The organism is Oceanobacillus zhaokaii, assembly GCF_003352005.1.
In the GTDB taxonomy this organism is placed as follows: Bacteria; Bacillota; Bacilli; order Bacillales; family Amphibacillaceae; genus Oceanobacillus; species Oceanobacillus zhaokaii.
Genome location: NZ_CP024848.1, coordinates 1,677,334 through 1,702,787 on the forward strand (window position 1 = coordinate 1,677,334; position 25,454 = coordinate 1,702,787).

Annotated in this window: 29 protein-coding genes; 22 read left to right on the top strand and 7 right to left on the bottom strand. The window is 35.4% G+C overall.

Annotated elements, in window-relative coordinates; translation table 11 throughout:
* The first annotated feature begins 1 nt into the window (after window position 1).
* The 4 genes from lpdA (at window position 2) to CUC15_RS08525 (ending at window position 3,997) form a co-directional block, all read left to right on the top strand.
* Window positions 2–1,408, top strand: a complete 1,407-nt coding sequence (gene lpdA / locus CUC15_RS08510) for a dihydrolipoyl dehydrogenase (RefSeq protein WP_114916247.1) — start codon at window positions 2–4, stop codon at window positions 1,406–1,408.
* 210 nt (window positions 1,409–1,618) lie between these two features.
* The gene (locus tag CUC15_RS08515; RefSeq protein ID WP_242985979.1) at window positions 1,619–2,497 is read left to right on the top strand and encodes a polysaccharide deacetylase family protein; all 879 of its coding nucleotides are present in this window, start codon (window positions 1,619–1,621) and stop codon (window positions 2,495–2,497) included.
* A 225-nt stretch (window positions 2,498–2,722) separates the two neighbouring features.
* Window positions 2,723–2,824, top strand: a complete 102-nt coding sequence (locus tag CUC15_RS08520) for a GapA-binding peptide SR1P (protein ID WP_114916248.1) — start codon at window positions 2,723–2,725, stop codon at window positions 2,822–2,824.
* 213 nt (window positions 2,825–3,037) lie between these two features.
* Entirely contained in the window at window positions 3,038–3,997 is a 960-nt protein-coding gene (locus CUC15_RS08525; protein ID WP_114916249.1) for an NAD(P)H-dependent flavin oxidoreductase, read from the top strand.
* A 28-nt stretch (window positions 3,998–4,025) separates the two neighbouring features.
* Here the strand turns inward: CUC15_RS08525 and CUC15_RS08530 are convergent, their stop codons facing one another.
* A complete protein-coding gene (locus CUC15_RS08530) occupies window positions 4,026–4,652 on the bottom strand; it encodes a YktB family protein (RefSeq protein ID WP_114916250.1) in 627 nt (208 codons plus the stop codon).
* 248 nt (window positions 4,653–4,900) lie between these two features.
* Between CUC15_RS08530 and CUC15_RS08535 the strand changes: the two genes are divergently transcribed.
* Window positions 4,901–5,095, top strand: a complete 195-nt coding sequence (locus CUC15_RS08535; protein ID WP_114916251.1) for a hypothetical protein — start codon at window positions 4,901–4,903, stop codon at window positions 5,093–5,095.
* Window positions 5,096–5,177: 82 nt separating this feature from the next.
* Complete coding sequence (locus CUC15_RS08540; protein ID WP_114916252.1) at window positions 5,178–5,984, top strand: inositol monophosphatase family protein; 807 nt, start codon at window positions 5,178–5,180, stop codon at window positions 5,982–5,984.
* A gap of 1 nt (window position 5,985) precedes the next feature.
* Here CUC15_RS08540 and CUC15_RS20065 read toward each other — a convergent pair whose 3' ends face one another.
* Window positions 5,986–6,156, bottom strand: coding sequence for a DUF5325 family protein (locus CUC15_RS20065; protein ID WP_162800289.1), 171 nt, complete (start codon window positions 6,154–6,156; stop codon window positions 5,986–5,988).
* A gap of 293 nt (window positions 6,157–6,449) precedes the next feature.
* Between CUC15_RS20065 and CUC15_RS08545 the strand changes: the two genes are divergently transcribed.
* Window positions 6,450–6,743 carry a YlaH-like family protein gene (locus CUC15_RS08545; protein WP_114916253.1) on the top strand — a complete coding sequence of 98 codons (294 nt, stop codon included), beginning with the start codon at window positions 6,450–6,452 and terminating at the stop codon, window positions 6,741–6,743.
* 51 nt (window positions 6,744–6,794) lie between these two features.
* Here CUC15_RS08545 and CUC15_RS08550 read toward each other — a convergent pair whose 3' ends face one another.
* Complete coding sequence (locus CUC15_RS08550; protein ID WP_114916254.1) at window positions 6,795–6,998, bottom strand: YlaI family protein; 204 nt, start codon at window positions 6,996–6,998, stop codon at window positions 6,795–6,797.
* 179 nt (window positions 6,999–7,177) lie between these two features.
* Here CUC15_RS08550 and CUC15_RS08555 point away from each other — a divergent pair, with 179 nt between their 5' ends.
* Window positions 7,178–7,468 (top strand): hypothetical protein, encoded by a 291-nt coding sequence (locus tag CUC15_RS08555; protein WP_114916255.1) that lies wholly within the window; start codon window positions 7,178–7,180, stop codon window positions 7,466–7,468.
* A 77-nt stretch (window positions 7,469–7,545) separates the two neighbouring features.
* Here the strand turns inward: CUC15_RS08555 and CUC15_RS08560 are convergent, their stop codons facing one another.
* On the bottom strand, window positions 7,546–8,145 hold the full coding sequence (locus CUC15_RS08560) for a YhcN/YlaJ family sporulation lipoprotein (protein ID WP_114916256.1): 600 nt from the start codon (window positions 8,143–8,145) through the stop codon (window positions 7,546–7,548).
* Window positions 8,146–8,295: 150 nt separating this feature from the next.
* The gene (locus CUC15_RS08565) at window positions 8,296–8,775 is read right to left on the bottom strand and encodes a hypothetical protein (protein WP_114916257.1); all 480 of its coding nucleotides are present in this window, start codon (window positions 8,773–8,775) and stop codon (window positions 8,296–8,298) included.
* 146 nt (window positions 8,776–8,921) lie between these two features.
* Here CUC15_RS08565 and CUC15_RS08570 point away from each other — a divergent pair, with 146 nt between their 5' ends.
* The 3 genes from CUC15_RS08570 (at window position 8,922) to pyc (ending at window position 14,329) form a co-directional block, all read left to right on the top strand.
* Window positions 8,922–9,203, top strand: coding sequence for an Fpa/YlaN family protein (locus tag CUC15_RS08570; RefSeq protein WP_114918419.1), 282 nt, complete (start codon window positions 8,922–8,924; stop codon window positions 9,201–9,203).
* A 514-nt stretch (window positions 9,204–9,717) separates the two neighbouring features.
* Window positions 9,718–10,836 (top strand): putative lipid II flippase FtsW, encoded by a 1,119-nt coding sequence (ftsW, locus tag CUC15_RS08575; RefSeq protein ID WP_114916258.1) that lies wholly within the window; start codon window positions 9,718–9,720, stop codon window positions 10,834–10,836.
* A gap of 49 nt (window positions 10,837–10,885) precedes the next feature.
* The gene (gene pyc, locus CUC15_RS08580; protein ID WP_114916259.1) at window positions 10,886–14,329 is read left to right on the top strand and encodes a pyruvate carboxylase; all 3,444 of its coding nucleotides are present in this window, start codon (window positions 10,886–10,888) and stop codon (window positions 14,327–14,329) included.
* A 75-nt stretch (window positions 14,330–14,404) separates the two neighbouring features.
* Here the strand turns inward: pyc and CUC15_RS08585 are convergent, their stop codons facing one another.
* On the bottom strand, window positions 14,405–15,355 hold the full coding sequence (locus CUC15_RS08585; RefSeq protein ID WP_114916260.1) for a COX15/CtaA family protein: 951 nt from the start codon (window positions 15,353–15,355) through the stop codon (window positions 14,405–14,407).
* A gap of 478 nt (window positions 15,356–15,833) precedes the next feature.
* On the opposite strand from CUC15_RS08585, the gene cyoE reads away from it, so the two are divergent.
* The 7 genes from cyoE to CUC15_RS08620 all read left to right on the top strand — a co-directional run bounded on the left by cyoE (window position 15,834) and on the right by CUC15_RS08620 (window position 22,354).
* On the top strand, window positions 15,834–16,772 hold the full coding sequence (gene cyoE / locus CUC15_RS08590; protein WP_114916261.1) for a heme o synthase: 939 nt from the start codon (window positions 15,834–15,836) through the stop codon (window positions 16,770–16,772).
* 64 nt (window positions 16,773–16,836) lie between these two features.
* Window positions 16,837–17,895: a cytochrome c oxidase subunit II gene (gene coxB, locus CUC15_RS08595; RefSeq protein ID WP_114916262.1), complete on the top strand. Its 1,059-nt coding sequence runs from the start codon at window positions 16,837–16,839 to the stop codon at window positions 17,893–17,895.
* Window positions 17,896–17,919: 24 nt separating this feature from the next.
* Window positions 17,920–19,803: a cytochrome c oxidase subunit I gene (gene ctaD, locus CUC15_RS08600; protein WP_423241368.1), complete on the top strand. Its 1,884-nt coding sequence runs from the start codon at window positions 17,920–17,922 to the stop codon at window positions 19,801–19,803.
* Window position 19,804: 1 nt separating this feature from the next.
* Entirely contained in the window at window positions 19,805–20,428 is a 624-nt protein-coding gene (locus CUC15_RS08605) for a cytochrome (ubi)quinol oxidase subunit III (protein ID WP_114916264.1), read from the top strand.
* Between the two features lie 3 nt (window positions 20,429–20,431).
* Entirely contained in the window at window positions 20,432–20,755 is a 324-nt protein-coding gene (gene ctaF, locus CUC15_RS08610; RefSeq protein ID WP_114916265.1) for a cytochrome c oxidase subunit IVB, read from the top strand.
* 139 nt (window positions 20,756–20,894) lie between these two features.
* Window positions 20,895–21,788: a cytochrome c oxidase assembly factor CtaG gene (ctaG, locus tag CUC15_RS08615; RefSeq protein WP_114916266.1), complete on the top strand. Its 894-nt coding sequence runs from the start codon at window positions 20,895–20,897 to the stop codon at window positions 21,786–21,788.
* Window positions 21,789–21,898: 110 nt separating this feature from the next.
* The gene (locus CUC15_RS08620) at window positions 21,899–22,354 is read left to right on the top strand and encodes a DUF420 domain-containing protein (protein ID WP_114916267.1); all 456 of its coding nucleotides are present in this window, start codon (window positions 21,899–21,901) and stop codon (window positions 22,352–22,354) included.
* Window positions 22,355–22,407: 53 nt separating this feature from the next.
* Here CUC15_RS08620 and CUC15_RS08625 read toward each other — a convergent pair whose 3' ends face one another.
* Window positions 22,408–22,791, bottom strand: a complete 384-nt coding sequence (locus tag CUC15_RS08625) for a YugN family protein (protein ID WP_114916268.1) — start codon at window positions 22,789–22,791, stop codon at window positions 22,408–22,410.
* Window positions 22,792–23,134: 343 nt separating this feature from the next.
* On the opposite strand from CUC15_RS08625, the gene CUC15_RS08630 reads away from it, so the two are divergent.
* From CUC15_RS08630 to CUC15_RS08645, 4 genes are all read left to right on the top strand, one after another.
* Window positions 23,135–24,211: a CAP domain-containing protein gene (locus CUC15_RS08630; protein ID WP_114916269.1), complete on the top strand. Its 1,077-nt coding sequence runs from the start codon at window positions 23,135–23,137 to the stop codon at window positions 24,209–24,211.
* 78 nt (window positions 24,212–24,289) lie between these two features.
* Entirely contained in the window at window positions 24,290–24,679 is a 390-nt protein-coding gene (ylbD, locus tag CUC15_RS08635; protein WP_114916270.1) for a YlbD family protein, read from the top strand.
* An 11-nt stretch (window positions 24,680–24,690) separates the two neighbouring features.
* Complete coding sequence (locus CUC15_RS08640; protein ID WP_114916271.1) at window positions 24,691–24,924, top strand: YlbE-like family protein; 234 nt, start codon at window positions 24,691–24,693, stop codon at window positions 24,922–24,924.
* Window positions 24,925–24,985: 61 nt separating this feature from the next.
* Window positions 24,986–25,417 carry a YlbF/YmcA family competence regulator gene (locus tag CUC15_RS08645; protein WP_114916272.1) on the top strand — a complete coding sequence of 144 codons (432 nt, stop codon included), beginning with the start codon at window positions 24,986–24,988 and terminating at the stop codon, window positions 25,415–25,417.
* The last annotated feature ends 37 nt before the right edge of the window (window positions 25,418–25,454 follow it).

Genomic DNA, 25,454 nt, shown 5'->3' on the forward strand with positions numbered 1-25,454 from the left:
AATGGTAGTAGGAGATTTCCCAATCGAAGTAGATACGTTAGTTGTTGGCGCTGGACCTGGTGGCTATGTAGCTGCAATCCGTGCAGCACAACTAGGTCAAAAAGTAACAATTGTTGAAAAAGGTGCAATCGGTGGGGTTTGCTTAAACGTAGGCTGTATCCCATCTAAGGCATTAATTTCTGCTGGGCATTCAGCTGAAAGTGCGGCAGGTAACGAAGCACTAGGAATTAAATCTGAAAATGTTACTGTTGATTTCACAAAGGTTCAAGAGTGGAAAGGTAGCGTTGTTCAGAAACTTACTTCTGGTGTTGAAGGTTTACTTAAAGGGAATAAAGTTGATATCGTAAGAGGCGAAGTCTATTTCCATGATGCAAATACAGTAAAAGTAATGGATGAGAATTCTTCTCAAACATATAAATTTAATAACTGTATTATTGCAACTGGTTCACGACCAATTGAAATCCCTACTTTCAAGTTCTCTGATCGTGTATTAGATTCAACTGGAGCTCTTAACTTGAAAGAAGTACCGAAGAAATTAGTAGTTATCGGTGCTGGATATGTTGGTAGTGAATTAGGATCAGCATATGCTAACTTCGGTACAGAAGTAACATTCCTTGAAGGTGCTAAAGATATCTTAGGCGGATTCGAGAAACAAATGACAGCATTAGTTAAGAAACGTCTTAAAGCTAAAGGCGCAACAATTGTCACAGAAGCAATGGCTAAAGGTGTAGAAGAAACTGCTGATGGTGTAAAAGTTACTTATGAAGTAAAAGGTAAAGAAGAGACTGTAGAAGCTGATTATGTATTAGTAACAGTTGGTCGTCGTCCAAATACTTCAGAACTTGGTCTTGAACAAGTTGGTATCGAAATGGATGAGAAGGGTCTTATCAAAGTAGATAAGCAATCTCGTACTAATATCGAAAATATCTATGCAATTGGTGATATTGTACCAGGTCTTCCACTTGCGCATAAAGCATCTTATGAAGGTAAAATTGCTGCTGAAGCAATTAGCGGTGAGAAATCTGAAGTTGATTATATCGGTATGCCTGCGGTTGCATTTACAGAGCCAGAACTTGCACAAGTTGGCTTGACTGAGCAACAAGCAAAAGATGCAGGATATGATGTTAAAGTTGGTAAATTCCCATTTGCGGCAAATGGACGTGCTTTATCACTAAACAATAGCGATGGTTTCTTGAAACTTATTACTCGTAAAGAAGACGGATTAGTTCTTGGTGGACAAATCGCTGGACCTAATGCTAGTGATATGATTTCTGAACTTAGCTTAGCTGTTGAATCAGGTATGACTGCGGAAGATATCGCATTAACAATCCATGCACATCCAACATTGGGTGAAATTACAATGGAAGCTGCAGAAGTAGCGCTTGGTAAACCAATCCATATTATGTAAGCATGATTAATAATTATTAAAGGGATAGCTAGTAATTTAGCTATCCCTTTTGTTTTTTATTTACTGAAAAGGGTATATAGATTAAAAACGCATAGGAATATTCTTCCACTATTACTTTATGAATCTATTAGGATTAAGTAAAACATGTTAAGACTAAAGTTAAAGATTGATAAAGTACTGAATTATTCTAAACAGAAGGAGACTTTGCTTGTGAAACAAGTTGTAATTACCATTTTAATTGTAATGTCAATGTTAATTTTAACCGCATGTAACAGTGAGTCAGCATCACAACCAACCATTCCGAGTGAGGCTGAAAAGAATGAGCCGAGCAAAAACGTTCAAGAGCAAAATAGTGAAACGGAAGAATTTATAGAGGAAAAGAAACCAAAAGTGGAAGAGGATGAACTGAAGGAGGAAGTGGAGGAAGTAAGTGCGGCATACCAAGTTTCTGATGATTCATCGATTATTCCGATAAAAGATGAAATTAATGAAGATGTTGTACTATTAACCTTTGATGATGCCCCTGATAAATATTCATTACAAATTGCTGAAACTCTGAAATCTTTGGATGCAAGTGCAATATTCTTTGTTAATGGACATTTTATCAACAGCCCAGAGGGAAAAGAGCAATTAAAAAAAATTCACGACATGGGTTTTTTGATTGGCAACCATACATATAACCATCCTTTATTAACAACAATTTCAGAAGAGAAGCAAAAAGAAGAAATTGTTTCATTGAATAATCGGATTGAAGAGATAATAGGTGAACGACCAAAGTTTTTCCGTGCACCAAATGGTGTTAATACAGATTACTCAAAGCAGGTAGTAAAGGAAGAAGGAATGGTGTTAATGAACTGGACCTATGGTTATGATTATTTTGAGCCTTATATGGATAAAGATAAGCTAACAACCGCAATGATAACTGGAGAAGGCCCAGAGGTTGATGTGTCTTATTCACTTCTTAAACCCGGAGCCAATTTATTGATGCATGACAGAGAATGGACTGCAGCTGCACTTGCAGACATTATTAAGGGATTGCGTGAAAGTGGATATGAAGTGGTAGATCCAAACTTAATTCTAACAAATTAACGTTGAATTCTTAAGTAAATCAATAGAAGGTCATTTTAGGTGCTGTAACAAGTTGTTATAGCACTTTTATTATTATTATTCATTATAATCTGTCATACACTAATATATATATCTTTAATCATAATAAAATTTTTAATATGTTATACTAATTGGAGGTTGATTTATTAAATGTGTTATATTATAATATGAATACGTTATCAAAAAGAATGCAAAGGGGATGGGCTAATGGGAACGATTATTTGTCAAGATTGTCAGCAAGTTATTGAAAACTATGACGATGAAAAAGTAACAACTCTTTATAGTACATGTCCTAGCTGTGAAAAATAATAATAAGTATACAGCTAAATAGAAAGTTCAGACGGATTCGTTGACTGAATAAATGATTATCTGAATATTTATTTTCATAGATTGATAATGAAAACAGTTACATTAAATAATGTAGCTGTTTTTTCTTTTATAAAACAGTTTTGTAAGATAATCGAATTTACATATGTGGCATGTTATTATTAAATAAAATGCATGAGATGAAGGTGAGTTAAGATGAAAATTAATACGAGGATAACAACATTATTAAATATTAAGTATCCAATTATTCAGGGTGGACTTGCTTATTTAGCATATTCTGATTTAGCGGCAGCAGTTTCCAACGCAGGAGGCTTAGGACAGATCACTGCAATGAGCTTACCTGGACCAGATGAATTAAGAAAAGAAATTAAACGTGTGAAAAGCTTAACGACTAAGCCATATGGTGTTAATTTTGCGATAGGTCAACATGGAAGACCATTTGTCGAGATGGTTCACGTGGCAATTGAAGAGAAAGTTCCAGTTATCTCTGTTACTGGGGGAAATCCAAAAGCGGTAATTGAAATAACGAAAGGTCATAATATCAAAACCTTAGTGCTGGTAGCAGCTAAGCGACAGGCGAAAAAGGCGGAGGAATTGGGTGCAGATGCTGTGATGGTAGTCGGGCAGGAAGGTGGTGGCCATCTAGGGAGGAATGATCTGGGAACCTTTGTCTTAACTCCAGAGGTTGTTGATCATGTATCAATACCTGTAATTGCATCTGGAGGAATTGTTGATGGCAGGGGACTCATGGCTGCTCTTAGTTTAGGTGCAGAGGGGATTGAAATGGGAACGAGGTTTATCGCTACGAAGGAATGTATAGCTGCACATACTGATTACAAGCAGGCAATTGTTGATGCAGATGAAAATAGTACGATAGTAATAAAGCGTTCTATAGGTGCACCTGCAAGGGCATTGAGAAACTCATGGACAGAGGATATTTTAGCAATTGAAAAATTAGAACAAGGATATGAATCCATAAAAGAATACATTAGTGGTGATGCGAATAAACGATATATTTATGATGGAAATTTAAATAATGGATTTGGCTGGGCAGGGCAATCATCTGTTAGAATCCATGATATACCAACTGTTGATGAGTTAATTCGGTCCATTGTTTCTGAAGCAGATAGTATTAGGAATGCTTGGAAATTTTAAACAAAGTGAGGCAGCTGAAAACGCTGCCTCACTTTGTTATTCTAGACTGAAGGGCAATACGATAAAGTGGAATCAGTTTATCGTATGTATCTTTAACAGTTTTTATAAATTTATCACCGTCAGTGACTCTTGTATCGTCGAAGGGGAGCTGCAAACCAATTAGAAATTCTGCTTTCTTCACATCCCGGAATCTCTCCAGTTGTTTCTTCTGCAATTTTTTTAGATTAATAGAATCCTTCTTCATATGATCCATCGAAACGACGAAATTATTAGGCAGCTGCTTAATATCATCAAAATGTTCGATTAGTGATTTCGCAATTTCCCTTTTATACGGTAGTTCATAAATAAGTGCCATCCAGACGAATACATGGTCATCAAATAAACCAACCTGAAAATGTGGATGTTGTTTGTACCCGCGTTTATTATCAGCAATTGCTAACCATGTATCATTTGGTGGGTTCACTGTTCTTCTAGCATGTCTAGCAATATGTAAATATACTTCATTTCCTAATTGAGCAGATAGGTAATCTACTAATTCACTACCAATTTCTTGAAATTTAGGCTGAATTCTTGTCTGGATAGCTTCCATTCTCGTATCCAGCTCGTTGAGTTGAAACGTATCGAAATCATGCTTTATAAAACCTGTAAAAGCCAAATTATTCACCTTCCAATAAATTGAAAATGTAATGATAATTATTAAGTATTGATTAGGGAAAGTCAAGCAATATCAACTGTTTCAAGGAAATAATAAAGGAAGCTATGTTTAAATACGGCCCAAATTGGGAAAAGATATAAAATAAATAACTGATTTCTGAAAATTGAATGAACGAATCACAGAGTAAATCATAAAATATAAGAAAGTAAAATCGATGGTATAGAGCTAAACGAAAGGTTGTGAACGAAGTGAAATATGTTATGGAAGCATTAAAAAGAAAAGAAGCGGAAGAAAAGCTGCCGGTAATTCGAATGGAAATTGATTACGAGCTAGTTACATTATATGATGCGATGCAGGAAAAAGATAGCATTCAAATAATAAAAACAAAAGAACGACTAGAATCACTAAGAAGCCAGATGCTTGAAATAGAAAATGAAGTATAAAATCTGATTCAGGATAGATTAATATGACGCACTTCATTCTATTTGATACAATATTAAGTATCAGGTAAATGGGGGTAGATGGATGAATACAGATGTAAGAAATGCGATATATAATCAAGCAAAAGAATGGGTATTAGAAGCAGGTAAAAATATTAGAACAAAAATCGATGACCCACTAGTTATTGATACTAAATCAAATCCAAATGATCTTGTCACAACGATGGATAAAGAAACAGAAGCATATTTTGTAGAAAAAATAAATCAAAACTACCCTGAACACTTTATTATTGGTGAAGAAGGATATGGTGATAAACTCACCGCTTTAGATGGCACAGTATGGATAATTGATCCGATTGATGGAACGATGAATTTTGTCCATCAAAAGCGAAATTTTGCAATATCTGTTGGGATTTACCATGATGGAATTGGTGAAATAGGATTAATTTACGATGTTATGGCTGATATTTTATATCATGCAAAAAGAACGGAAGGCGCATATAAAAACGAGAATAAATTAGCACCATTGAAGCAGAATGTAAAGTTTGATGAAGCAATTATTGGGTTAAATCATTTTTGGTTATGTGACAACCGTCTAGTCGATGAGAAGGTAATGCAGCAGTTTGTTCGTAACATAAGAGGAAGTAGAACATATGGCTCTGCAGCACTCGAATTTGCATATGTAGCAGAAGGAATTGTTAATGGGTATTTAACGATGAGTCTTGCTCCGTGGGATATTGCAGCAGGAATAGTAATTGTCAATGAAGTTGGCGGAGTGACAACTGATATTGATGGTGCGAAGCTGAATATGCTGGCAAAGAATTCTGTATTGACTTGTAATCCAAATCTGCAACAGGACATTATCATGTATCTTAAGAAAGGAAGAAAGTGACTCATGTCACTTTCTTTTTTCTTGCTAAGCCTATAGACATCAGGGAGAACCCTAAAATTAAAAATAACAGGATAAGCCAGATGTTACGTAATGCAATTGACAATCCTACTCCTAGGAACATCACGATTACTAGGATAGAAAGCAACAACATAAGAACATTTACTTTTTTCACGTAATTAGCACCTCATTTTTTATAAATAAAAGCAGTTATTTAATTGAATTTAGTATCTTAATAATTTTAGTATATCCTAAAATGTAAAGGGATTCAAAATGTAGTTTTCGAAATCCTTTACTTTTACTGGCAGGGAAAGAGAAGTTTTAGTATGATATACAAAGAGTTTGAATTGTTTTAAGTTAGTTGAATGCATTTATTTGTTCAGTAAGCAGCGTAATTCTAGTTCAATAAATAGAAAAATGAATTGGTCTGAAGCATCATTTGATATGAAATGGGGGAAGAGATTAAGTATGTTTTTTGATTTGATTGTAGATAACAATGGTACGAAAAATATTTTCTGGATATTCTATTTTATGAATCTTATTCTTGCAGCAATTGCGTTTAAACTAGGTTTTGCAAGAAAGCTAACTCTTTTAAAAAATATTTTTGTTTATGCTATGCTCTTTGTTGGTACATATATTATAACGATTTTCAGTATTTTGAGAATGCCAATGACGGAAAGTTTGATTATTATCATTATCGTGCTTGCAATCTATCGGACCAGGCTTCATCTCCAACGTAAGGATAAAAAAAATAATGCATAGAAAATGCCAAGATTTCTTGGCATTTTCTATGCATGTATATTGTTCTATTGATTAAAAGAAATCATCAGGTTTTTTCTTTTCCCGATATAAACGGAAATTACCTGTTTCATGACGTTGTGTTGTCTTATATTCGATTCTATCATAACAAGATTTACATAAATACATATAAATTCGACGATTTCTTAATCGTTTAGCCTTCGTGGCATTATCATCAATGACATCTATTTGATCACAAAGCGAGCATTTTACTTGCATAACTGTCACCTCTAACTAGAAAAGTATGTTAATAAGTATAGCATAAAGGATGGATAACAACTATCAGTGGAAATCATCTTATCTTAAAACTTAAAAAAAGATGCGATATGTGGACGTTTTAAAATAGATCAAACGGGGAAGATAAGTACAAATGCTCTTTTTAAAGAAGGGATGATATTATGAAAAAACGTTATTTATTTTCAAGCATTGGTGCAGTAAGCGCAATCGGTGCATCGGTTGCGGGGTACTATTTAAAAGAGAAGGGAAATAGAGAAAAACTAAAAGAGAACTTTCAAAGTCTGAAAAACAAGGTGTTGAATAAGCAAGATCAATACTCAACATTTGATAATGCTGGCGTTCCAGATGAAGCACCAAGTATGGATCAGGCTCAATTAGAAAATTCAAAAATGGTGTCAGAAGGTTCCCAATTTGGTGTACAGTATTATAATGAAAAAAAAGAAGAAGATTAATTATGGTAAATAGTTAGTAGCCAGGATAAAATGTTTCCTGGCTACTAACTATTTTATACTATTCTGATTTGGTATGGTCAATTATCTTTATGGTGGTTCGATTGTTCATCTTCCACGTCTTTTAATTTGCTCCTATCCCCTTGAGGAATCGATTGCTTATTTTGATCTGGCTCAGTTGGTTGATTTTCGTTAACCGGAAATTCAGGCATAAATCTTCCGACAATCGCTGCTAGCTCATCTACAATGCCTTGAACAGGATAACCTTGTTGAATTTTATCTGCCATTCCACGAATTCTTTCCGTTGCATCTGCGTCAGCTACAACTACAGCAGATTTTCCGTACGGGTCATGATAAAGTGCCTCCGATACTGAATATTTGATGGATCCTACGCGTGTCCGATCAAGATCTTTATCTACATCTATACCTACAACAGCATATGGGCCGGCGACGACAGCGGAGGCACCGTTTACATCAGGTACTTCGGCCGCAAGATGCGCTAAATGGTCGGCGATTTCGCCATTGGATAGATTCTGTAATTCTGTAGGCGAGGAATTCTTGACCTGCATCAATTGATCATCATTATGTGACTTAGGTGCAAGGGAATTTTCATTTGTGTCTGCACAACCAGTAATAAAAAATGTAGTTATGATAAAGAAGATACTTAAATATAATCTCATTTTATTTTCCCTCCTAATAACTTTCGATATTGTTATTTTGGTTGGAATAGGAAAAAATATACGGTAATTAGAAGAACTAAAGTGAAAATGGACTGTTAACGAGTAATATTAAAAAAGCTGTGACTAATAATAGTAACAGCTAGTTAGAATCTAATTAATGATAATCTTTTTTACATTTTTAATTGGATTGTCTTTATTTGACCCATCTTGATAGAAGAAATATACAGGGCCATCTTTTAATGGTTTGCCATTCATTGCGAATTGCAAATAACTGTCTTCTAATTCCTTTAATGTAATTGTAATGGTATCTTGTTGATCATCATTAATAACTAGTATTGCATTTACAGCATCTGACTGGATTTCTGCATTTCTAATAAAATCTTTTATCGGCATCACGTACGAATGCTTTAAGATTTCTTCTCCTTCTAATCGTGTTATTCCTTTATTTACGGGTGGATTAATTGCTCGTTCCCATCTTTGTGAAGCTTCTTCAAGCTCATTATTTTTACTAGAAGCAGGCAATGGCTGATTAAAGGCTTCTTCAAATTTTATTTTTCGATCATCAAAAATCCAAACAGTCGGATCTAGTGTTATTGAATAATTCACTTTTCCAGTAATTGGCACAATCATTTTCTTTTCCCCCTAATAATGTATGTATCTTTGTCAAGAATACCAGACCTAATAAAATATTTCACTTTATATCATTTGCATTTTCTTATATCTAACGATAATATAATATAAAAGAGAGTGTTTATCGGAGGGGATGATCTAAATTGATGCCGGAGGTAACTATAAATCATCGTGAAAACGCCTATGCCCTTCTAAAGGCTGACGCAGACAAGATTTTACGACTTATAGAGGTTCAAATTCAAAACTTAACAATGCCACAATGTCCTGTTTATGAAGATGTTTTGGATACGCAAATGTTTGGACTTTCTAGAGAAATAGATTTTGCAGTTCGCTTACAATTAATTGATGAGAATGAAGGTAAGGCCCTTCTTGATAACTTAGAGAAGAAGCTTAATATATTGCATGAAGCATCACAAACGGCTTTGTGAACATTAAACATGCATTTCGGCGTTAGAATTATTAGCAAAAACTTTGCCCTAAAGGAACATGGCAAGGTTTTTTTGTCTAAGATACTTGATTTTAATAAGTAAAATAGTTGACTATTACAACGTAACAAAACTAGGCCTATCACTTAAAAAATGGGCCTTTATCGAATTTTGAATGATGAAATTAGAATAATAAATTTAAAATATTACACTATTTACATAAATGTGTTATACTAATAAAAATTTCTAATTCATCTCAACTTATCAAACTATTTTGAAAATAGGCGAAGGAGTTCGCAAATTGTTGCTTCAGGGATACAGGTACTTATAATAAATATGTATCAATCGGACAAGTGATTATTCACATTGCCATGTTGTAAACGATTAGAACTTCCTCTTATTAGTTAGGAAAGTATAAAAAACGTTCTTACTACATAAGTGCAGCCATGGCTGTCACCGATAATTCTGGTGACAACCAAGTTTTCTAATAAATACATATTTAGTAGGGAGAAGTAAGATGATTCAGAGATTAAGAGATTATGATTTTACATTAATAATTACACCATTACTTTTAACTGCTTTCGGTCTTGTGATGATATACAGTGCAAGTATGGTATCAGCTGTTGTTGAGGGGTTGGAAAGTACTTACTACCTTAAGCGGCAGGCAATGTGGTTTGCAATTGGGCTAGTTGGATTTACTGTAACTAGTATATTTCCATACAGGCATTATCAAAAATTAATAAAACCGATTATTTTTGGCGTTATTTTACTATTACTTGCTGTTTTGATTTTTGGAGCTGTGGTAAATAATGCAAAATCATGGTTTAGAATTGGCCCTTTCAGTCTCCAACCAGCAGAATTTGCAAAAATAGCATTGATTATGTATTTAGCCTCTGTATATTCAAAAAAGCAATCCTACCTAGATAATTTTTCTAAAGGTGTATTGCCCCCACTAATCATGACAGGGATAGTCTTAGCTTTAGTCGTCTTACAGCCGGATATTGGTACAGCTTCGATTATCTTTCTAATTGCTTGTTCTGTTATTTTCAGCTCAGGTATAAGATTCAAGCATTTGTCACTCCTAATTGCTTTGGGAGTTGGACTGGTTATTTTAGCTATACCGTATATGGTGACAGATGAACGACTATCAAGGTTTACCGGTGCATACCAGCCTTTTGAAACTCCAGATTCTGATGGGTATCAATTAATACAATCGTATTTAGCGATTGGTACTGGAGGAATTACTGGTGTAGGACTTGGTCAAGGTGTACAGAAGCTTGGATACTTGACCCAAGCGGAATCTGATTTTATTATGGCAACAGTTGCTGAAGAGCTAGGGTTTATCGGTGTCATCATCGTGATAGGTTTAATAGCGATTATTGTGTTAAGGGGAATTTTTATTGCTAGGAAAAGCGAAGATAGCTTTGGGGCATTACTGGCAATAGGTATATCCTCAATGGTCGGGATCCAAGCATGTATCAATTTAGGTGCAATCAGCGGTTTACTTCCGATAACTGGTGTTCCATTACCTTTCGTAAGTAATGGTGGATCATCATTATTTGTTTTACTTATTTCTATGGGGGTACTAAATAACGTAGCAATGAATGTGAAAAGGAAAGAACATGAACAAAGCTAAATTACATGACTATTCACAATACTAACAATAATAACAGGGGTGGATTACTATGACAGAAGTGAAGGAAATTAAAAAAGTTTTAGTCGCAAATCGTGGGGAAATTGCTATTCGTGTTTTCAGAGCATGTACAGAGCTTAACATTCGCACCGTTGCAATTTATTCAAATGAAGATAATTCATCATTCCATCGTTTTAAAGCAGACGAGGCTTATTTAATTGGTCAAGGATTGAAGCCGATTGACGCGTATTTAGATATCGAGGGAATTATTCGGTTAGCAAAAAGTGTGAATGTAGATGCAATTCATCCAGGTTATGGATTCTTATCTGAAAATATTCAATTTGCTAAACGATGCGAAGAAGAAGGAATTATTTTTATCGGACCAACGAGTGAGCATTTAAATATGTTTGGTGACAAGGTAAAGGCAAGAGAACAAGCATCGAACGCAGGAATTCCAATTATTCCTGGAAGTGATGGACCTATCGAATCTGTAGAAGACGTGAAAACATTCGGCAGTAAATATGGCTATCCTATCATTATTAAAGCTTCCCTCGGTGGAGGTGGTCGTGGAATGCGAATTGTTGAAGATGAACAAAGTGTGTCTGAAGCATATGACCGTGCGAAATCTGAGGCAAAAGCAGCATTTGGTAATGATGAAGTATACTTAGAAAAATTAATTCAAAATCCAAAGCATATTGAAGTTCAAATTATTGGTGACCAAAACGGAAACATCGTTCATCTATATGATCGCGATTGCTCGATTCAGCGTCGTCATCAAAAAGTTATTGAAATTGCTCCAAGTTTATCAATTACCGATGAGCTGCGTGAGGAAATCTGTAATGCTGCAGTACAATTGATGTCAAAAGTAAATTACTTAAATGCCGGTACAGTAGAGTTTCTTGTGACAGACAAAGAATTTTATTTCATCGAAGTTAACCCACGTGTTCAAGTAGAACATACAATTACAGAAATGGTTACTGGTATTGATATCGTTCAAACCCAAATAAAAGTTGCAGAGGGAAGAAGTCTGCACGACGATTCAATTAATATACCTGAACAAGAAAAAATTAGAACAGATGGATATGCAATTCAATCACGAATCACAACGGAAGATCCGTTAAATAATTTCATGCCTGATACAGGGAGAATCGTCGCATACCGCTCTGGTGGAGGGTTTGGTGTCCGTTTGGATGCAGGTAATGGATTCCAAGGTGCAATTATTTCGCCACACTACGACTCTTTACTAGTAAAAGTATCAACATGGGCGACGAGCTTCGAACAAGCGGCAAGCAAAATGATTCGAAATCTAAAGGAATTCAGAATTCGCGGAATCAAAACGAATATACCGTTTTTAGAAAATGTTATTCAGCATGAACAATTTTTAACAGGAAAATGTGATACAACGTTTATTGATAAAACACCTGAATTATTCATTTTCCCAACACGTAAGGACCGCGGAACAAAAATGCTTACATATATCGGAAATGCAACGATTAATGGTGTAGAGGGTACAATTAAGAAGGATAAGCCACAATTTACAAAACTAAGTATTCCCGCGGTAGATACTTTTGAAGAAATGCCTCGTGGTACTAAGCAAATTCTAGATGAACTTGGACCTGAGGGGTTAGCAAAATGGTTGAAGGAGCAACAAGAGGTTTTATTAACGGATACAACTTTCCGTGATGCTCATCAATCTCTATTTGCTACAAGGGTTAGAACGAAGGATATGTTACAAATTGCAGAGCCAACAGCACGTCTGCTACCAAATCTGTTCTCAGTTGAGATGTGGGGTGGAGCAACGTTTGATGTTGCCTACCGTTTCTTAAAAGAGGATCCGTGGACAAGATTAATTAAGCTCAGGGAACAAATGCCGAATATTCTATTCCAAATGCTTCTTCGTTCGAGCAATGCGGTTGGCTATAAGAATTATCCAGATAACTTAATTCGGGAATTCGTTGAAAAGAGTGCCAATGCTGGTATTGATGTTTATCGAATCTTTGATAGTTTAAATTGGGTTGAGGGCATGCGACTTGCGATTGATTCAGTGAGAGAAAACAATAAAATTGCTGAAGCCACGATGTGCTATACAGGAAATATCTTAGATGTTGGCCGTAAAAAATATGATTTGAATTATTATATCGATTTAGCCAAAGAGCTTGAAGATGCTGGAGCACATATTCTAGGTATTAAAGATATGGCGGGATTATTAAAACCGGAAGCAGCATATCAATTAATTACTAGCTTAAAGGATGCACTTGATATCCCGATTCATTTGCATATGCATGATACTAGTGGAAATGGAATTGTGACGTATACTCGTGCAATTGATGCCGGGGTTGATGTAGTCGATGTTGCAACAGGTGCAATGGCAGGACTTACATCACAACCAAGTGCACAATCCTTATATCATGCATTAGAAGGTACAGGTCGCCAGCCTAAAGTAGATATTGCAAACTATGAGAAAATATCAAATTACTGGGAAGGTGTTCGTGAATATTATCAAGATTTCGAAAGTGGAATGAAGGCACCACATACAGAGATTTACTTCCATGAAATGCCTGGCGGACAGTATAGTAATTTAAAGCAGCAAGCAAAGGCTGTCGGATTAGAAGAACGCTGGGATGAAGTTAAAAAGACATACCATCAAGTGAATGAAATGTTTGGTGATATTATTAAGGTAACACCATCATCAAAGGTTATTGGAGATATGACACTCTTTATGGTGCAGAATAATTTAACGGAAGAAGATGTTTATGAGCGTGGTGCAACAATTGACTTCCCAGATTCTGTTATTGAATTCGCGCAAGGATATATTGGACAACCATATCAAGGCTTCCCAGAAAAATTACAAAAGGTTATCCTGAAAGATAGAGAGGCAATTACAGTACGACCTGGTGAATTATTAGAACCAGTTGACTTTAAACAAACGAGAGATTACTTGTTTAAGGAACTAAATCGACCAGTTTCAAGCTTCGATGTTATTGCGCACGCACTTTATCCAAAAGTGTTTATGGAATACAATAAATTCACAGAAACTTATGGAGACATGTCAGTACTCGATACACCAACATTTTTCTATGGAATGGATTTAGAGGAAGTAATTGAAGTGGAAATTGAAAAAGGTAAAACATTAATCGTTAAACTGAATTCGATTTCTGAACCTAAACCAGATGGCACACGTGTTGTTTATTTTGAATTAAACGGTCAATCAAGAGAAGTGATCATTAAGGATAACAGCGTGGAATCGAAATTAACAACGAGGCCAAAAGCAGAAAAAGGGAATAATAAGCATATTGGTGGTACGATGCCTGGTACAGTCTTAGCAGTAAATTGTGCACCAGGAGATCAAGTAACAAAAGGCGACTATATTATGACTACTGAAGCAATGAAGATGGAGACAACAATTCAAGCTCCATTTACAGGTGTTATAAAAGCGATTCACGTGTCAAATGGAGATGCGATTAAAGTTGGAGACTTACTAGTTGAATTAGAATAATCTAAAAAACAGGAAGGAGAATCTGCGGATTCTCCTTCCTGTTTCCTTGTTTTATTTACTAGCTTTAATGTGATGTTAGTTAATCTGCTTATCTAACACATTATTCTTATAGTTCGAATCAGCCAACATCTTCTCCTGTCTTGCGCTTCTGGCTGACAGAAGAATGAAGTAGCTTAACATTCCAAAATAACAAGATATTACCAGTGCATGCATTAAGGCGATTCCAAGATTGAGCATTGTAAAAATAATCATCGCGCCAAAAAATACTTGTAAGGTAATAAGTGCGAGCGTTATACTCCATCCCCATCTCATTACTCTACTCGAACGGTAATGTTTGACCATCTTTACAACTATAAGAATGGTCCAAATAAATAAGATGCCTGCCAATAATCGATGCCCCATTTGCACCCATTGCTGAAAGTTATAGTCTGCGAAACTAAGCGGTGCTCCATTATTACAGAATGGCCAGTCTCCACAAACCATATTCGAATTGGTGTGCCGCACTAATGCACCAGTATACACGACGATTAGTGTATAAATGGATAAGGCCAATATCTCTGTTCGATGTCTCTTTTCAATGTAGAGTGAATCTGCATCGAATTTCTTATCAATTTCAAAGATAAGTAGCATTAGTAAAAATACAGATGCAAATGAAAGTAATGATATACCAAAATGTGAAGCCAGAACGAAATCAGATTGGCCCCACATGACGGCTGCCGCACCAATCAAAGATTGTAAAACGATAAAGAAAACGGATAAAAAAGATAGCAGTTTTACTTCGCGGATATGTCCAATTAATCTCCATGAAAGAATGGAAAGTGCTAGAACAATAATCCCAACACCTCCAGTAACTAAACGGTGACTGACTTCCACAACCATTTCAAAAGAAAATTCAGCATTACATAACGGCCAACTATCTCCACAGCCATCTTCAGAACCTGTTTTTGTTACAAGTGCTCCACCTAAGAGGATAAAGAGCATACCAATCGTAGCAATTACAGATAACCACTTTAAGTATTTAATCATTATGTAGTCCTCACTTTTCAATCTATAAAATAATGTTAAATCCATTAATTTTATCTTATACAAAATTACTTTGCATCTTAATAAAAGTATCTAGGATTTAAATACCATTCTAACATAATTAATTATATTCTCACGTTGTGTATTGTAAAAAACCGCTTGCATTATTGGAAAGAGTTTGCTAGAAATAGTATAGAGGGAAATATAAGGAAACTCTTAAACACAATAATGGCAAGGAATCCACTACTTTTATTGTGTTTCTGCATACATAATGATATTTACAAGAAAGAAATAAAAGATTCAACATTTTGTCACAATTTGTTAGTAAGATATCTATAAATATCAAATATTATGAAGTAGTTACCTAGAATCAATTAACTTTCCATGGTACAATTGAGTTATTAGTGATTTATAAAACGGATTCATTTCTATTATTCCACAATAATCGATACATATCGTGGTATTGGAAAGGGGGACAAGAATGGATAAAGTGGATACGTCCTATTCTGAAATGGATCTACATACCTCGGATTCAAATAGTGCAAAGATAAAAAAACTATTTACGGAGTTAAAATCACTAATTAAAATAGGGATAATAAATTCAAATTTAATTACAGCCTTTACCGGATTTTGGCTGGCAATTTTCTTTACTAATACCTCCATCACGATGCATTGGGATACTTTTTTCCTGACGATGATTGGAAGTGTGTTAGTAATCGCAGGTGGCTGTATTCTTAATAACTGGTATGATGTAGATATAGATCCAATAATGACAAGGACGAAAAATAGACCAACTGTAACTGGTTTCTTTTCTTTAAGGTCTGTCCTGATTATGGGGATTATTACTAGTTTAATTGGATTTATTTTATTATCTTTAACCACAATTATAGCAACAATATTTGGATTTATTGGTTGGTTTATTTATGTTGTGTTGTATACGATGTGGTCTAAAAGAAAGTATACGCTTAATACGATTGTTGGTAGCTTTTCAGGGGCAGTGCCTCCATTAATTGGCTGGACAGCTGTTAGTCCTGAATTACATATTGTACCAATTGCATTATTTTTAATTATGTTTATTTGGCAAACACCACATTTTCTTTCGTTAGCAATGAAGAAGAGGGATGATTATCAAGCGGCGAATGTGCCAATGCTTCCCGTAGTGTATGGTTTTGAGTTTACTAAGCGACAAATTGTAATATACATTGCTTGCTTGTTACCGTTGCCATTATTATTAACTTCCTTGGGAACGACATTTGTTGTAATCGCTACAATTCTTAATATAGCCTGGTTAATTATTGGTTTTAGAGGATTTTTCACTAAGGATAATCTGAAATGGGCAAATATGATTTTCTTTTATTCTCTAAATTATTTAACCGTGATGTTCTTATTGATGGTAATTGTCACATTACCAATATTCTAATTATAGTCCTTAATTTATTTATTAATATATAAGGAATCAACAAGGAGAAAGAGAGGTATAATTCATGAATGGTTGGATGGGGAAAATTAGAGCAGTTCTGATGTTAAGTATTCTATCCCTTGTGTTAGCGGCTTGTGGTAAAGAAAACTTAACGGCGCTTGATCCAAAGGGGTACGGTGCAGATACATCGATGGATATGATTATACTGACAACATTAATCATGGTAGTAGTGTTTCTAGTAGTAATCATTGTTTATTCAATCGTATTAGTTCGATTCCGTCGAAAGAAGGGTCAAGAAAATTACATACCAAAACAAGTAGAAGGCAATCACACCCTTGAAATGGTATGGACAGCAATCCCGATTGTATTAGTTCTTATCATGGGAGTTCCAGCTGTAATGACTGTTTTTGATTTAGCGGATGAATCAGAGGCAAGTGATAGTATCAATATTGAAGTTACTGGTAATCAGTATTGGTGGCATTTCAACTATGCTGGCGAAGAAGTAGTAACGAGTCAGGATCTATACATTCCTACTGGCGAAAAAGTATATTTGAATATGCAATCCTCTGATGTAATTCACTCTTTCTGGGTGCCAAGTATTTCTGGGAAAATGGATGTAAATCCTGAAAACGTAAATACAATGTATATTGAAGCATATGAAGAAGGCGTATATTGGGGCAAATGTGCTGAATTATGTGGACCATCACATTCACTGATGGACTTTAAAGTAATTGCTGTAAGTCCAGAAGAATTTGATCAGTGGATTGCGGATATGCAAAGTGTTGATCCTGCTGACGAGCCACAGGATGCTGTTGCCCAGGAGGGTAAAGAATTATTTGAAGCGAACAATTGTATGGGATGTCATGCTATCGGATCATCACCATCTGCAGTTGGTCCTAACCTAACCAACTTTGGTGACCGTACGAAAATTGCTGGTTTCTTAGAGCCTACAGAAGAGAATTTAGTAGATTGGATTATGGACCCTGAATCTATTAAACCTGGTAATAAGATGACAGGGAATTATCCGGATTTGTCTGAGGACGAGGCAAGTAGTATTGCAGCATATTTAATGCAATTGAAACCATCAGAAGTTACTCCTGAAAGCGTAGGGGGAATTAATTAAAGAAATTTAAGAAGCTAAAATGGGATGAGAGACAAAAGGGAGGTTTATAAGTTGAGTATAGCAACTACTCAAAAAAAGGGCTTTGGTGCTGTTTTATGGGATTATTTAACGACAGTAGACCATAAGAAAATTGGTAATATGTATATTGCCGCTGGTGCCTTCTTCTTCTTAATTGGGGGATTAGAAGCTCTAATAATACGAATTCAATTAATTAAACCTGAGAATGATTTTATTAGTGCAGGTTTGTATAATGAAATGATTACGATGCATGGAACTACAATGATATTCTTTGCAGCCACACCGATATTAATCGGTTTTATGAACGCAATTATGCCTTTACAAATTGGGGCGCGAGATGTTGCATTTCCGTTTTTAAACTCGTTAGGTTTTTGGTTATTCTTCTTTGGAGGAGTTCTTCTAAACCTAAGTTGGATTTTTGGCGGAGGAGCTCCTGATGCAGGTTGGACTTCATATGCACCGTTATCGCTCCAATCACCAGGGCATGGGGTAGATTTTTATGTTATGGGTCTTCAGCTTTCAGGTGCGGGAACATTGATGGGTGGTATTAACTTCATTGTGACTATCGTAACAATGCGTGCTCCTGGTATGACCTATATGCGTATGCCATTATTTACATGGACAACGTTTGTTACAAGTATTTTAATTTTATTTGCATTTCCAGCGCTAACTGTAGGTTTGTTCTTACTAATGTTTGATAGGATGTTTGGGTCAGCATTCTTTGATGTTGCTTTGGGCGGTAATGCCATTATATGGCAGCATTTATTCTGGATATTTGGACATCCTGAAGTTTATATTTTGATTCTGCCAGCGTTTGGAATTTTTAGTGAAATTATTCCAGCGTTTTCTAAGAAGCGTTTATTTGGATATACTTCCATGGTATTCGCAACATTCTTAATCGCATTCTTAGGATTTATGGTATGGGCTCACCATATGTTTACGGTTGGACTTGGACCTGTGGCAAACGCAATTTTTGCTGTTGCAACAATGGCAATTGCGGTGCCAACGGGAATTAAGATATTTAACTGGTTAGCAACAATGTGGGGCGGAAGTATAACGATTAACTCAGCAATGCTTTGGGCATTGGCATTTATTCCTTCATTTACGATTGGTGGTATGACAGGTGTAATGCTAGGTGCTGCATCAGCTGACTACCAATACCATGATACGTATTTCGTTGTCGCCCACTTCCACTATGTAATTGTTGGTGGGGTAGTGTTTGGTATATTTGCAGCAACACATTATTGGTATCCAAAAATGTTTGGAAGAATCTTACACGAAGGCCTTGGTAAGCTATCATTCTGGCTATTCTTTATAGGCTTCCATTTAACTTTCTTTATTCAGCATTTCCTAGGGCTAATGGGAATGCCACGTCGATATTGGGTATTCTTGGAAAACCAGGGATTAGATACAGGAAACTTAATTAGTACGATTGGTGCCTTCTTGATGGGGCTTGGTACAATCGTCGTATTAATAAACGTAGTCTATACTGCTGTAAAAGGTAAAAAGGTTTCGGGGGATCCATGGGATGCACGTACATTAGAATGGGCAATTCCTTCACCACCACCTGAATACAACTTTAAGCAGCTTCCTTTAGTTCGTGGTTTGGATCCATTGTGGATTGAAAAGACAGAAGGAAAAGGAAAAATGACACCAGCAGAACCTGTAGTTGATATTCATATGCCAAATGGGTCAATATATCCATTTATTATGACAATTGGATTTTTCATAGCTTCTATTGGATTTATATTCCAAGTAGATAATAATTTATGGTTACTTGCGGTTTACTTTGGAATGGCACTTGCTCTTGGAACAATGGTTGTTAGATCACTAAAAGATGACCACGGTTATCATATACACAAAGAAGACCTTGAAAGGGAGGCTGACTGATATGAGTCAAGATCATTCCTTGAATCCAGAAACAATGCCACATGATCCGTCAAAGGCTACTACAGAAGGGAAACACAAGTTCCTTGGATTATGGTTTTTCCTAGGTGGAGAGACTGTTTTGTTCGCATGTTTCTTCGGAACATTTATTGCGCTAAGAAATTCAACAGCAGGCGGTCCAACCTCTCAGGAATTATTTGGGTTAGAATTAGTGTTTCTTATGACAGTATTATTATTAACTAGTTCATTAACTAGTGTATATGCAATCTATCATATGAAGAACAATGATTTTAAAAAGATGCAATTATGGTTTGGAATTACCGCATTGCTTGGGATTGGATTTTTAGCTTGTGAGTTATATGAGTTTGCACATTATATAACAGAATATGGCTTTACATTCCGTTCCTCAGCATTTGGATCAGCGTTCTATACGTTAGTAGGCTTCCATGGTGGGCACGTTATATTCGGACTTAGCTGGTTAATTGCACTGATGGTTCGTAATGCTAAACGTGGACTTAATTTATATAACGCACCAAAGTACAACACTTTTAGTCTGTACTGGCATTTTATTGATGTTGTTTGGGTGTTTATCTTTACGGTTGTATATTTGATGGGAGCGGTGAGTTAATTTATGAATAACGAGAATATGAATATTGATAAAATTAATTCTTTCCAAAAACAACAAAATAAAGAAGAAATGAAAAAACAGATTATTACGTTTGTCTTAATGATTGCTTTTACAGTTGTTGCTTTTGCTGTAGTTGCAAGTGGATTAGAAGCCATTTATGCTGTTCCACTAATATTAATTCTAGCTGTAGTACAAGTTGGCTTTCAATTCTATTATTTCATGCATATGAAGGATGAAGGCCATGAAGTACCCGCTGCATTAATTTATGGGGGAATTTGGGTTGCGATTTTAGTAGCATTAACAATGACAACAATAATTTGGTGGTAAGTTTTATACCTAAGATACCGATCGGAGTTAATTACTCCGATCTTTTTCACTTTTTACTTAAATCGTCACAATATCAATCGTTTTTACCAAAATGAAAAGGTATAATAAATAGATAGGCCAATAATTGGAGTGAGTTATCATGTGGTTAAATTTACAAATTTTTGGTTTTCGTGCTTTGTGGAGTCCGTATTTTTTTATCTTTCTTATATTTATTGCAATAGCGTATGCATTAATTACAGGCCCATATCGACATCGCTTTGGCGGAGAAGATAAACCCAGTCTAAAACAACAATTTTTGTTTTATTTTGCGATATTGTTAATTTATGCTGTAAAGGGATCACCCGTAGATTTAATGTCGCATATTACGTTAACTGCACATATGACACAAATGGCAATTTATATACTTATCGTTCCAATTCTCATTATTAAAGGGTTACCAGAATGGATTTGGAAGAAGATTATTTATGCACCATTTATAAGACCGGCATTAAAGGTACTTGCCAATCCAATCATATCTGTATTATTGTTTTATAGTCTGTTTAGTTTTTATCATGTCCCATTTGTATTTGATTTTTCAAAGTCATCAACGATTGCTCATACTTTAATCCATTTAGTTTTATTTATTGCAGCATTTAATATGTGGTTACCAGTTCTAGCTCCTGTAAAGGAATTGGATCGATTAAAACCATTACTTAAAATTGCTTATGTATTTATTAGTGCAGTGTTAATGACACCAGCTTGTGTAATTATTATTTTTGCATCGGAACCGCTATATGCCTCTTATTCGAGTGGCGGAGCATGGATAACGGCATTAAGTCTATGTGTGCCAGTTGATGTGTTACAGGGTATATCTAGTACTTTAACAGGTCCAGGGTTATTTACTTCGATGGATGTATTAGAAGATCAGCAATTGGGTGGAATTGTAATGAAGGTCATTCAAGAAATTACCTATGGATTTATTCTAGCAGGAATATTCTTTAAATGGTTTTCTAAGGAAAGTTTGAAGGTTGATCCGCTGCCATCTGATTCTTAAATTAATATGGTAGAGTCCATGGTATTTATATCAGATTAGTAATAAAAGTTGAAGGAATCGATCAAGCTAGCTTCGTTTTTAATTATTATTTTGAAAGGAACATGTAAACGATGCCTTTTTTACCAACAATTAGTACATTATTTATTATATTAAGTGCCGTTTTAATGGCAATTGGCTGGAATTTTATCATTAAAGGGAAGGCAAAGGCGCATAAAATAACGATGATTTCATCCGCGATTAGTGCATTGCTTTTCCTTATAATCTATATGTCTCGAACTATTTTTATTGGCAATACTAGCTTTGGGGGTCCTGAGGATCTAAAAATCTATTATACGATTTTTCTAATTTTCCATATTATTTTAGCAACATCTGGTGCAGTTTTTGTAGTAGCTACGCTAATTCTGGCATTCAAACGAAAAATTAGAATACATAGAAAAATAGGACCTGTTACTGCAGTAATTTGGTTCTTTACCGCCATAACTGGTGTGATGGTATATTTATTTTTATATATCTTCTGGGATGCTGGTGAAACGACTAATCTCTTCCGGGCAATCTGGGGATTCTAAAATAAAACAAAAAGGTGGAAGCAGTGTTGTTCTGCTTTCACCTTTTTATATGTTTAGTTGCTTTCTGTTACTTCCTTTTTAAAGCTTGTGAGCTCTTCTGCTACTTTTGCTGTTAATGTATGTGCGCGTTCAACTAGACTTTCTGGGAAATCCTCTTCTTCTCCGTATTCAATTCCATGTGGGTAATAATGCTTCCCTAATAGTGGTGGAAGTAATTTGATTATGGCATTTCTTCTATCAACATCTCCTTCGAGAGCATAGCCTTGGATACGAATATAATATGTAATGTTTTTTTCTTTGGAACCAATCTTATAATCGTAAGTTACTCTTTCGTAATCCCACTGACCTGCACGGATAAAGGCGTGTTTACCAGTAATGTGATCCAAAGGTTTTAAATCAACAATAATGTCTTCAATACCTGTGTTTTCTAATCTCATTTTATACACCTCTTATGTTAATCATCTTCTATTAATCATATTACGAAAACGCTTAAGTTGCAATGAAAAACATTCTATTTAGGTAGTTTAGAAAGTTTAAAAAGTTTTTAAGCGAATATTTGCAACTAAGACTGTCGTAAAAAAGCTTTCCTAAACTCAAGTTTTTAAAACTTCTCCAAATATAGTCACAGGCATTACATTGTGCTGAGTAGAATTTTTCTATAATATAAAACGCAAAAGAGAGAATAAATGCCTTGGTTTAACATAAACTCTATTATTGTTATTTTTGGAGAAAGATCTTTTCAGATTTGCAATGGCTAGTAACTAAGAGGAGAGTCATAGAATGAAATTTATTCGAAGTTTAATATTTATCACTATTATTGCCTTCATTGCTTTTTATATTTTAGAAGAAAAGAATATGTCACCAAATGTAGCAATCGATAGTATTGTCAGTGAAGTTAAAGAAAAGTCCAATATGTTAGAGAATAAATCTGCTCCTAAGGATGAGGGGAAACAAAGCAAGCTTCCGATAGAGGGAGATTTATTTGGTTGGATTGGTAGGTCCAGCGAGCAGCTGATTGAAATATATGGTGAGCCGATTCGAAGGGATGCTAGTGCATACGGCTATGAATGGTGGGTGTATACCGATAGTCAATTAGAGTATATTCAGTTTGGTATTGAAAATAACCAAATCGAAACGGTATATGCAACCGGGTCTAGTTTAAAGGATGAGCGTGCTTCCATCGGACAAAGCTTTACTTCATTAGATGAACAGTTTACTTTTGAAAATGAAGTATCATTTAATGAAGGCTTGTCATCGTATACGTTTAAACTAACTAATGAAGAGCGGAATATGCGCCCATTGGTGAAGCTGGGCGACCATTTATTTGCACAATTTTATTTTGATACCTTTACAAATAAATTATCGTCTATTCGTGTATTAACGGCAGGAATATTATTAAAGCATCGTCCATATCAAATTCAATACCGTGGAGATTTACCTGAAGGATCAACCTTAACAGAAGAGGAATGGGCAAATGTTGAGTCTGGAATGGAACAGCAAGTATTTGATATTACAAATGTCTTTCGTAATCAACAAGGACTAAAATCTTTGCTATGGGAGGATCCTGTTGCTCAGGTTGCGTTCAGGCATAGTAAAGATATGGAGGAAAACAATTATTTTTCCCATGATAGCTTAAATGGAAATGGACTTAAAGAAAGATTAGCCGTTGAAGATGTGTTTTATTCTGCAGCTGGGGAGAATATTGCTGCAGGGTATACCGACGCACCAGCAGCGATGGAAGGATGGTTAAATAGTGAGGGTCATCGTGAGGCGTTGTTCAAGAAAGAATACACTCATTTAGGTGTAGGTGTCTATAAATTATATTATACACAGAACTTTCTAGCCAAACCGCTATAAGTTCTTTTTTCTTGCACGTATGTCAGTAGCCCGCATAAATTATTAGTAAAAGAGAACGATTTATGTGGGGTGAATATAATGGAAGTTCAACATCTTGATCCAACGGTGCTTGCGTTTAAAAAATTTATTAATGAACATCCAGCTTTAATTAAAGAAGTAAGAAAAAATGGTAAGTCATGGCAAGAGTATTATGAAAAGTGGGTTCTTCTCGGCGAAGATGATCCACATTGGAAACAATATAAAGAGGAGCAAGTAAAAGAAGACGAAAACAAAAGTGAACAGAAAAATTTTGAATTAATGAGCCAACTCATGAAGCTTACCGAAAACTTTGATATAAATAAAGTACAAGGTCAAGTGCAGCAGCTAAGCAACACGATTTCTACCATTCAAGAGGTAATTGGTCAGTATCAACAATCAAAGAAGCCAAGTGAACCAACAAAGGACCCATTTAACTGGTTTCGTGACTAAGGAGTGGTTCGATGGATCAATATAGTTATCAGTATATAATTGAAAACCCGCAATTAGCTAATTTTATTCGCTATAATCCTATGTGGTATCGCTACTTATCTCGAGACCCGAATAATATTTTAGAGATGGAAAAGGAGGCAAAGAAATTTTACGGGAAAACCCTTCCACAGCGACTGGAAAAAATCAGCAGTAATATGCAAATGGTTGGGATGTTAATGCAATTTGCTGATGCAATGAAAGATTAATGAGCCAAGTTATTTTCATTCGCAACTTAAAATGGTAATATACTAGTTGGGGGTGTTAATCTTGATTGCAACATTAGAATATGTTGAAATTCTCGACCAATCAGAGCAACTTGGCAAGATGATTATGGAATCAGAAGTAATGGATGATTATAAGAATAGACAAGTTGCGCTTTATGAAGATACAGAAGCACAAGAACTTATTCGTGCTTTTACAGATATGAAACAACATTATGATGATATTCAGAGATTTGGAAGATATCATCCGGATTATAACGAAATAATGAAGAAAGTTCGTTCTACCAAAAGGGAAATGGATATGAACGAAAAAGTCGCAATGTTTAAGGTTGCTGAACGAAACTTGCAAAATTTGCTAGATGAGATCAGTAGCTATGTTGCATTAAGTGTAAGTGAACAAATTAAAGCACCTAAGGACGGAGCAGCATTAACAGATAGTGGCTGTGGTCATGGTGGGGCATGTGGATGCTCACATTAACAATTCAATCAACTATCTAAAGCGATAAGATAGTTGA

What these genes read in the sequence shown, in the direction of transcription:
- ctaG (WP_114916266.1), top strand. Translation starts at nt 20,895, where the DNA reads ATGTGGTTAAATTTACAAATTTTTGGTTTTCGTGCTTTGTGGAGTCCG.
- CUC15_RS08520 (WP_114916248.1), top strand. Translation starts at nt 2,723, where the DNA reads ATGGGAACGATTATTTGTCAAGATTGTCAGCAAGTTATTGAAAACTAT.
- CUC15_RS08525 (WP_114916249.1), top strand. Translation starts at nt 3,038, where the DNA reads ATGAAAATTAATACGAGGATAACAACATTATTAAATATTAAGTATCCA.
- coxB (WP_114916262.1), top strand. Translation starts at nt 16,837, where the DNA reads ATGAATGGTTGGATGGGGAAAATTAGAGCAGTTCTGATGTTAAGTATT.
- CUC15_RS08625 (WP_114916268.1), bottom strand. Translation starts at nt 22,791, where the DNA reads ATGAGATTAGAAAACACAGGTATTGAAGACATTATTGTTGATTTAAAA.
- CUC15_RS08630 (WP_114916269.1), top strand. Translation starts at nt 23,135, where the DNA reads ATGAAATTTATTCGAAGTTTAATATTTATCACTATTATTGCCTTCATT.
- ylbD (WP_114916270.1), top strand. Translation starts at nt 24,290, where the DNA reads ATGGAAGTTCAACATCTTGATCCAACGGTGCTTGCGTTTAAAAAATTT.
- CUC15_RS08605 (WP_114916264.1), top strand. Translation starts at nt 19,805, where the DNA reads ATGAGTCAAGATCATTCCTTGAATCCAGAAACAATGCCACATGATCCG.
- cyoE (WP_114916261.1), top strand. Translation starts at nt 15,834, where the DNA reads ATGGATAAAGTGGATACGTCCTATTCTGAAATGGATCTACATACCTCG.
- CUC15_RS08555 (WP_114916255.1), top strand. Translation starts at nt 7,178, where the DNA reads ATGAAAAAACGTTATTTATTTTCAAGCATTGGTGCAGTAAGCGCAATC.
- ctaD (WP_423241368.1), top strand. Translation starts at nt 17,920, where the DNA reads ATGAGAGACAAAAGGGAGGTTTATAAGTTGAGTATAGCAACTACTCAA.
- CUC15_RS08620 (WP_114916267.1), top strand. Translation starts at nt 21,899, where the DNA reads ATGCCTTTTTTACCAACAATTAGTACATTATTTATTATATTAAGTGCC.
- pyc (WP_114916259.1), top strand. Translation starts at nt 10,886, where the DNA reads ATGACAGAAGTGAAGGAAATTAAAAAAGTTTTAGTCGCAAATCGTGGG.
- CUC15_RS08565 (WP_114916257.1), bottom strand. Translation starts at nt 8,775, where the DNA reads ATGATTGTGCCAATTACTGGAAAAGTGAATTATTCAATAACACTAGAT.
- CUC15_RS08550 (WP_114916254.1), bottom strand. Translation starts at nt 6,998, where the DNA reads ATGCAAGTAAAATGCTCGCTTTGTGATCAAATAGATGTCATTGATGAT.
- ftsW (WP_114916258.1), top strand. Translation starts at nt 9,718, where the DNA reads ATGATTCAGAGATTAAGAGATTATGATTTTACATTAATAATTACACCA.
- CUC15_RS08570 (WP_114918419.1), top strand. Translation starts at nt 8,922, where the DNA reads ATGCCGGAGGTAACTATAAATCATCGTGAAAACGCCTATGCCCTTCTA.
- CUC15_RS08560 (WP_114916256.1), bottom strand. Translation starts at nt 8,145, where the DNA reads ATGAGATTATATTTAAGTATCTTCTTTATCATAACTACATTTTTTATT.
- CUC15_RS08640 (WP_114916271.1), top strand. Translation starts at nt 24,691, where the DNA reads ATGGATCAATATAGTTATCAGTATATAATTGAAAACCCGCAATTAGCT.
- ctaF (WP_114916265.1), top strand. Translation starts at nt 20,432, where the DNA reads ATGAATAACGAGAATATGAATATTGATAAAATTAATTCTTTCCAAAAA.
- CUC15_RS08585 (WP_114916260.1), bottom strand. Translation starts at nt 15,355, where the DNA reads ATGATTAAATACTTAAAGTGGTTATCTGTAATTGCTACGATTGGTATG.
- lpdA (WP_114916247.1), top strand. Translation starts at nt 2, where the DNA reads ATGGTAGTAGGAGATTTCCCAATCGAAGTAGATACGTTAGTTGTTGGC.
- CUC15_RS08545 (WP_114916253.1), top strand. Translation starts at nt 6,450, where the DNA reads ATGTTTTTTGATTTGATTGTAGATAACAATGGTACGAAAAATATTTTC.
- CUC15_RS08540 (WP_114916252.1), top strand. Translation starts at nt 5,178, where the DNA reads ATGAATACAGATGTAAGAAATGCGATATATAATCAAGCAAAAGAATGG.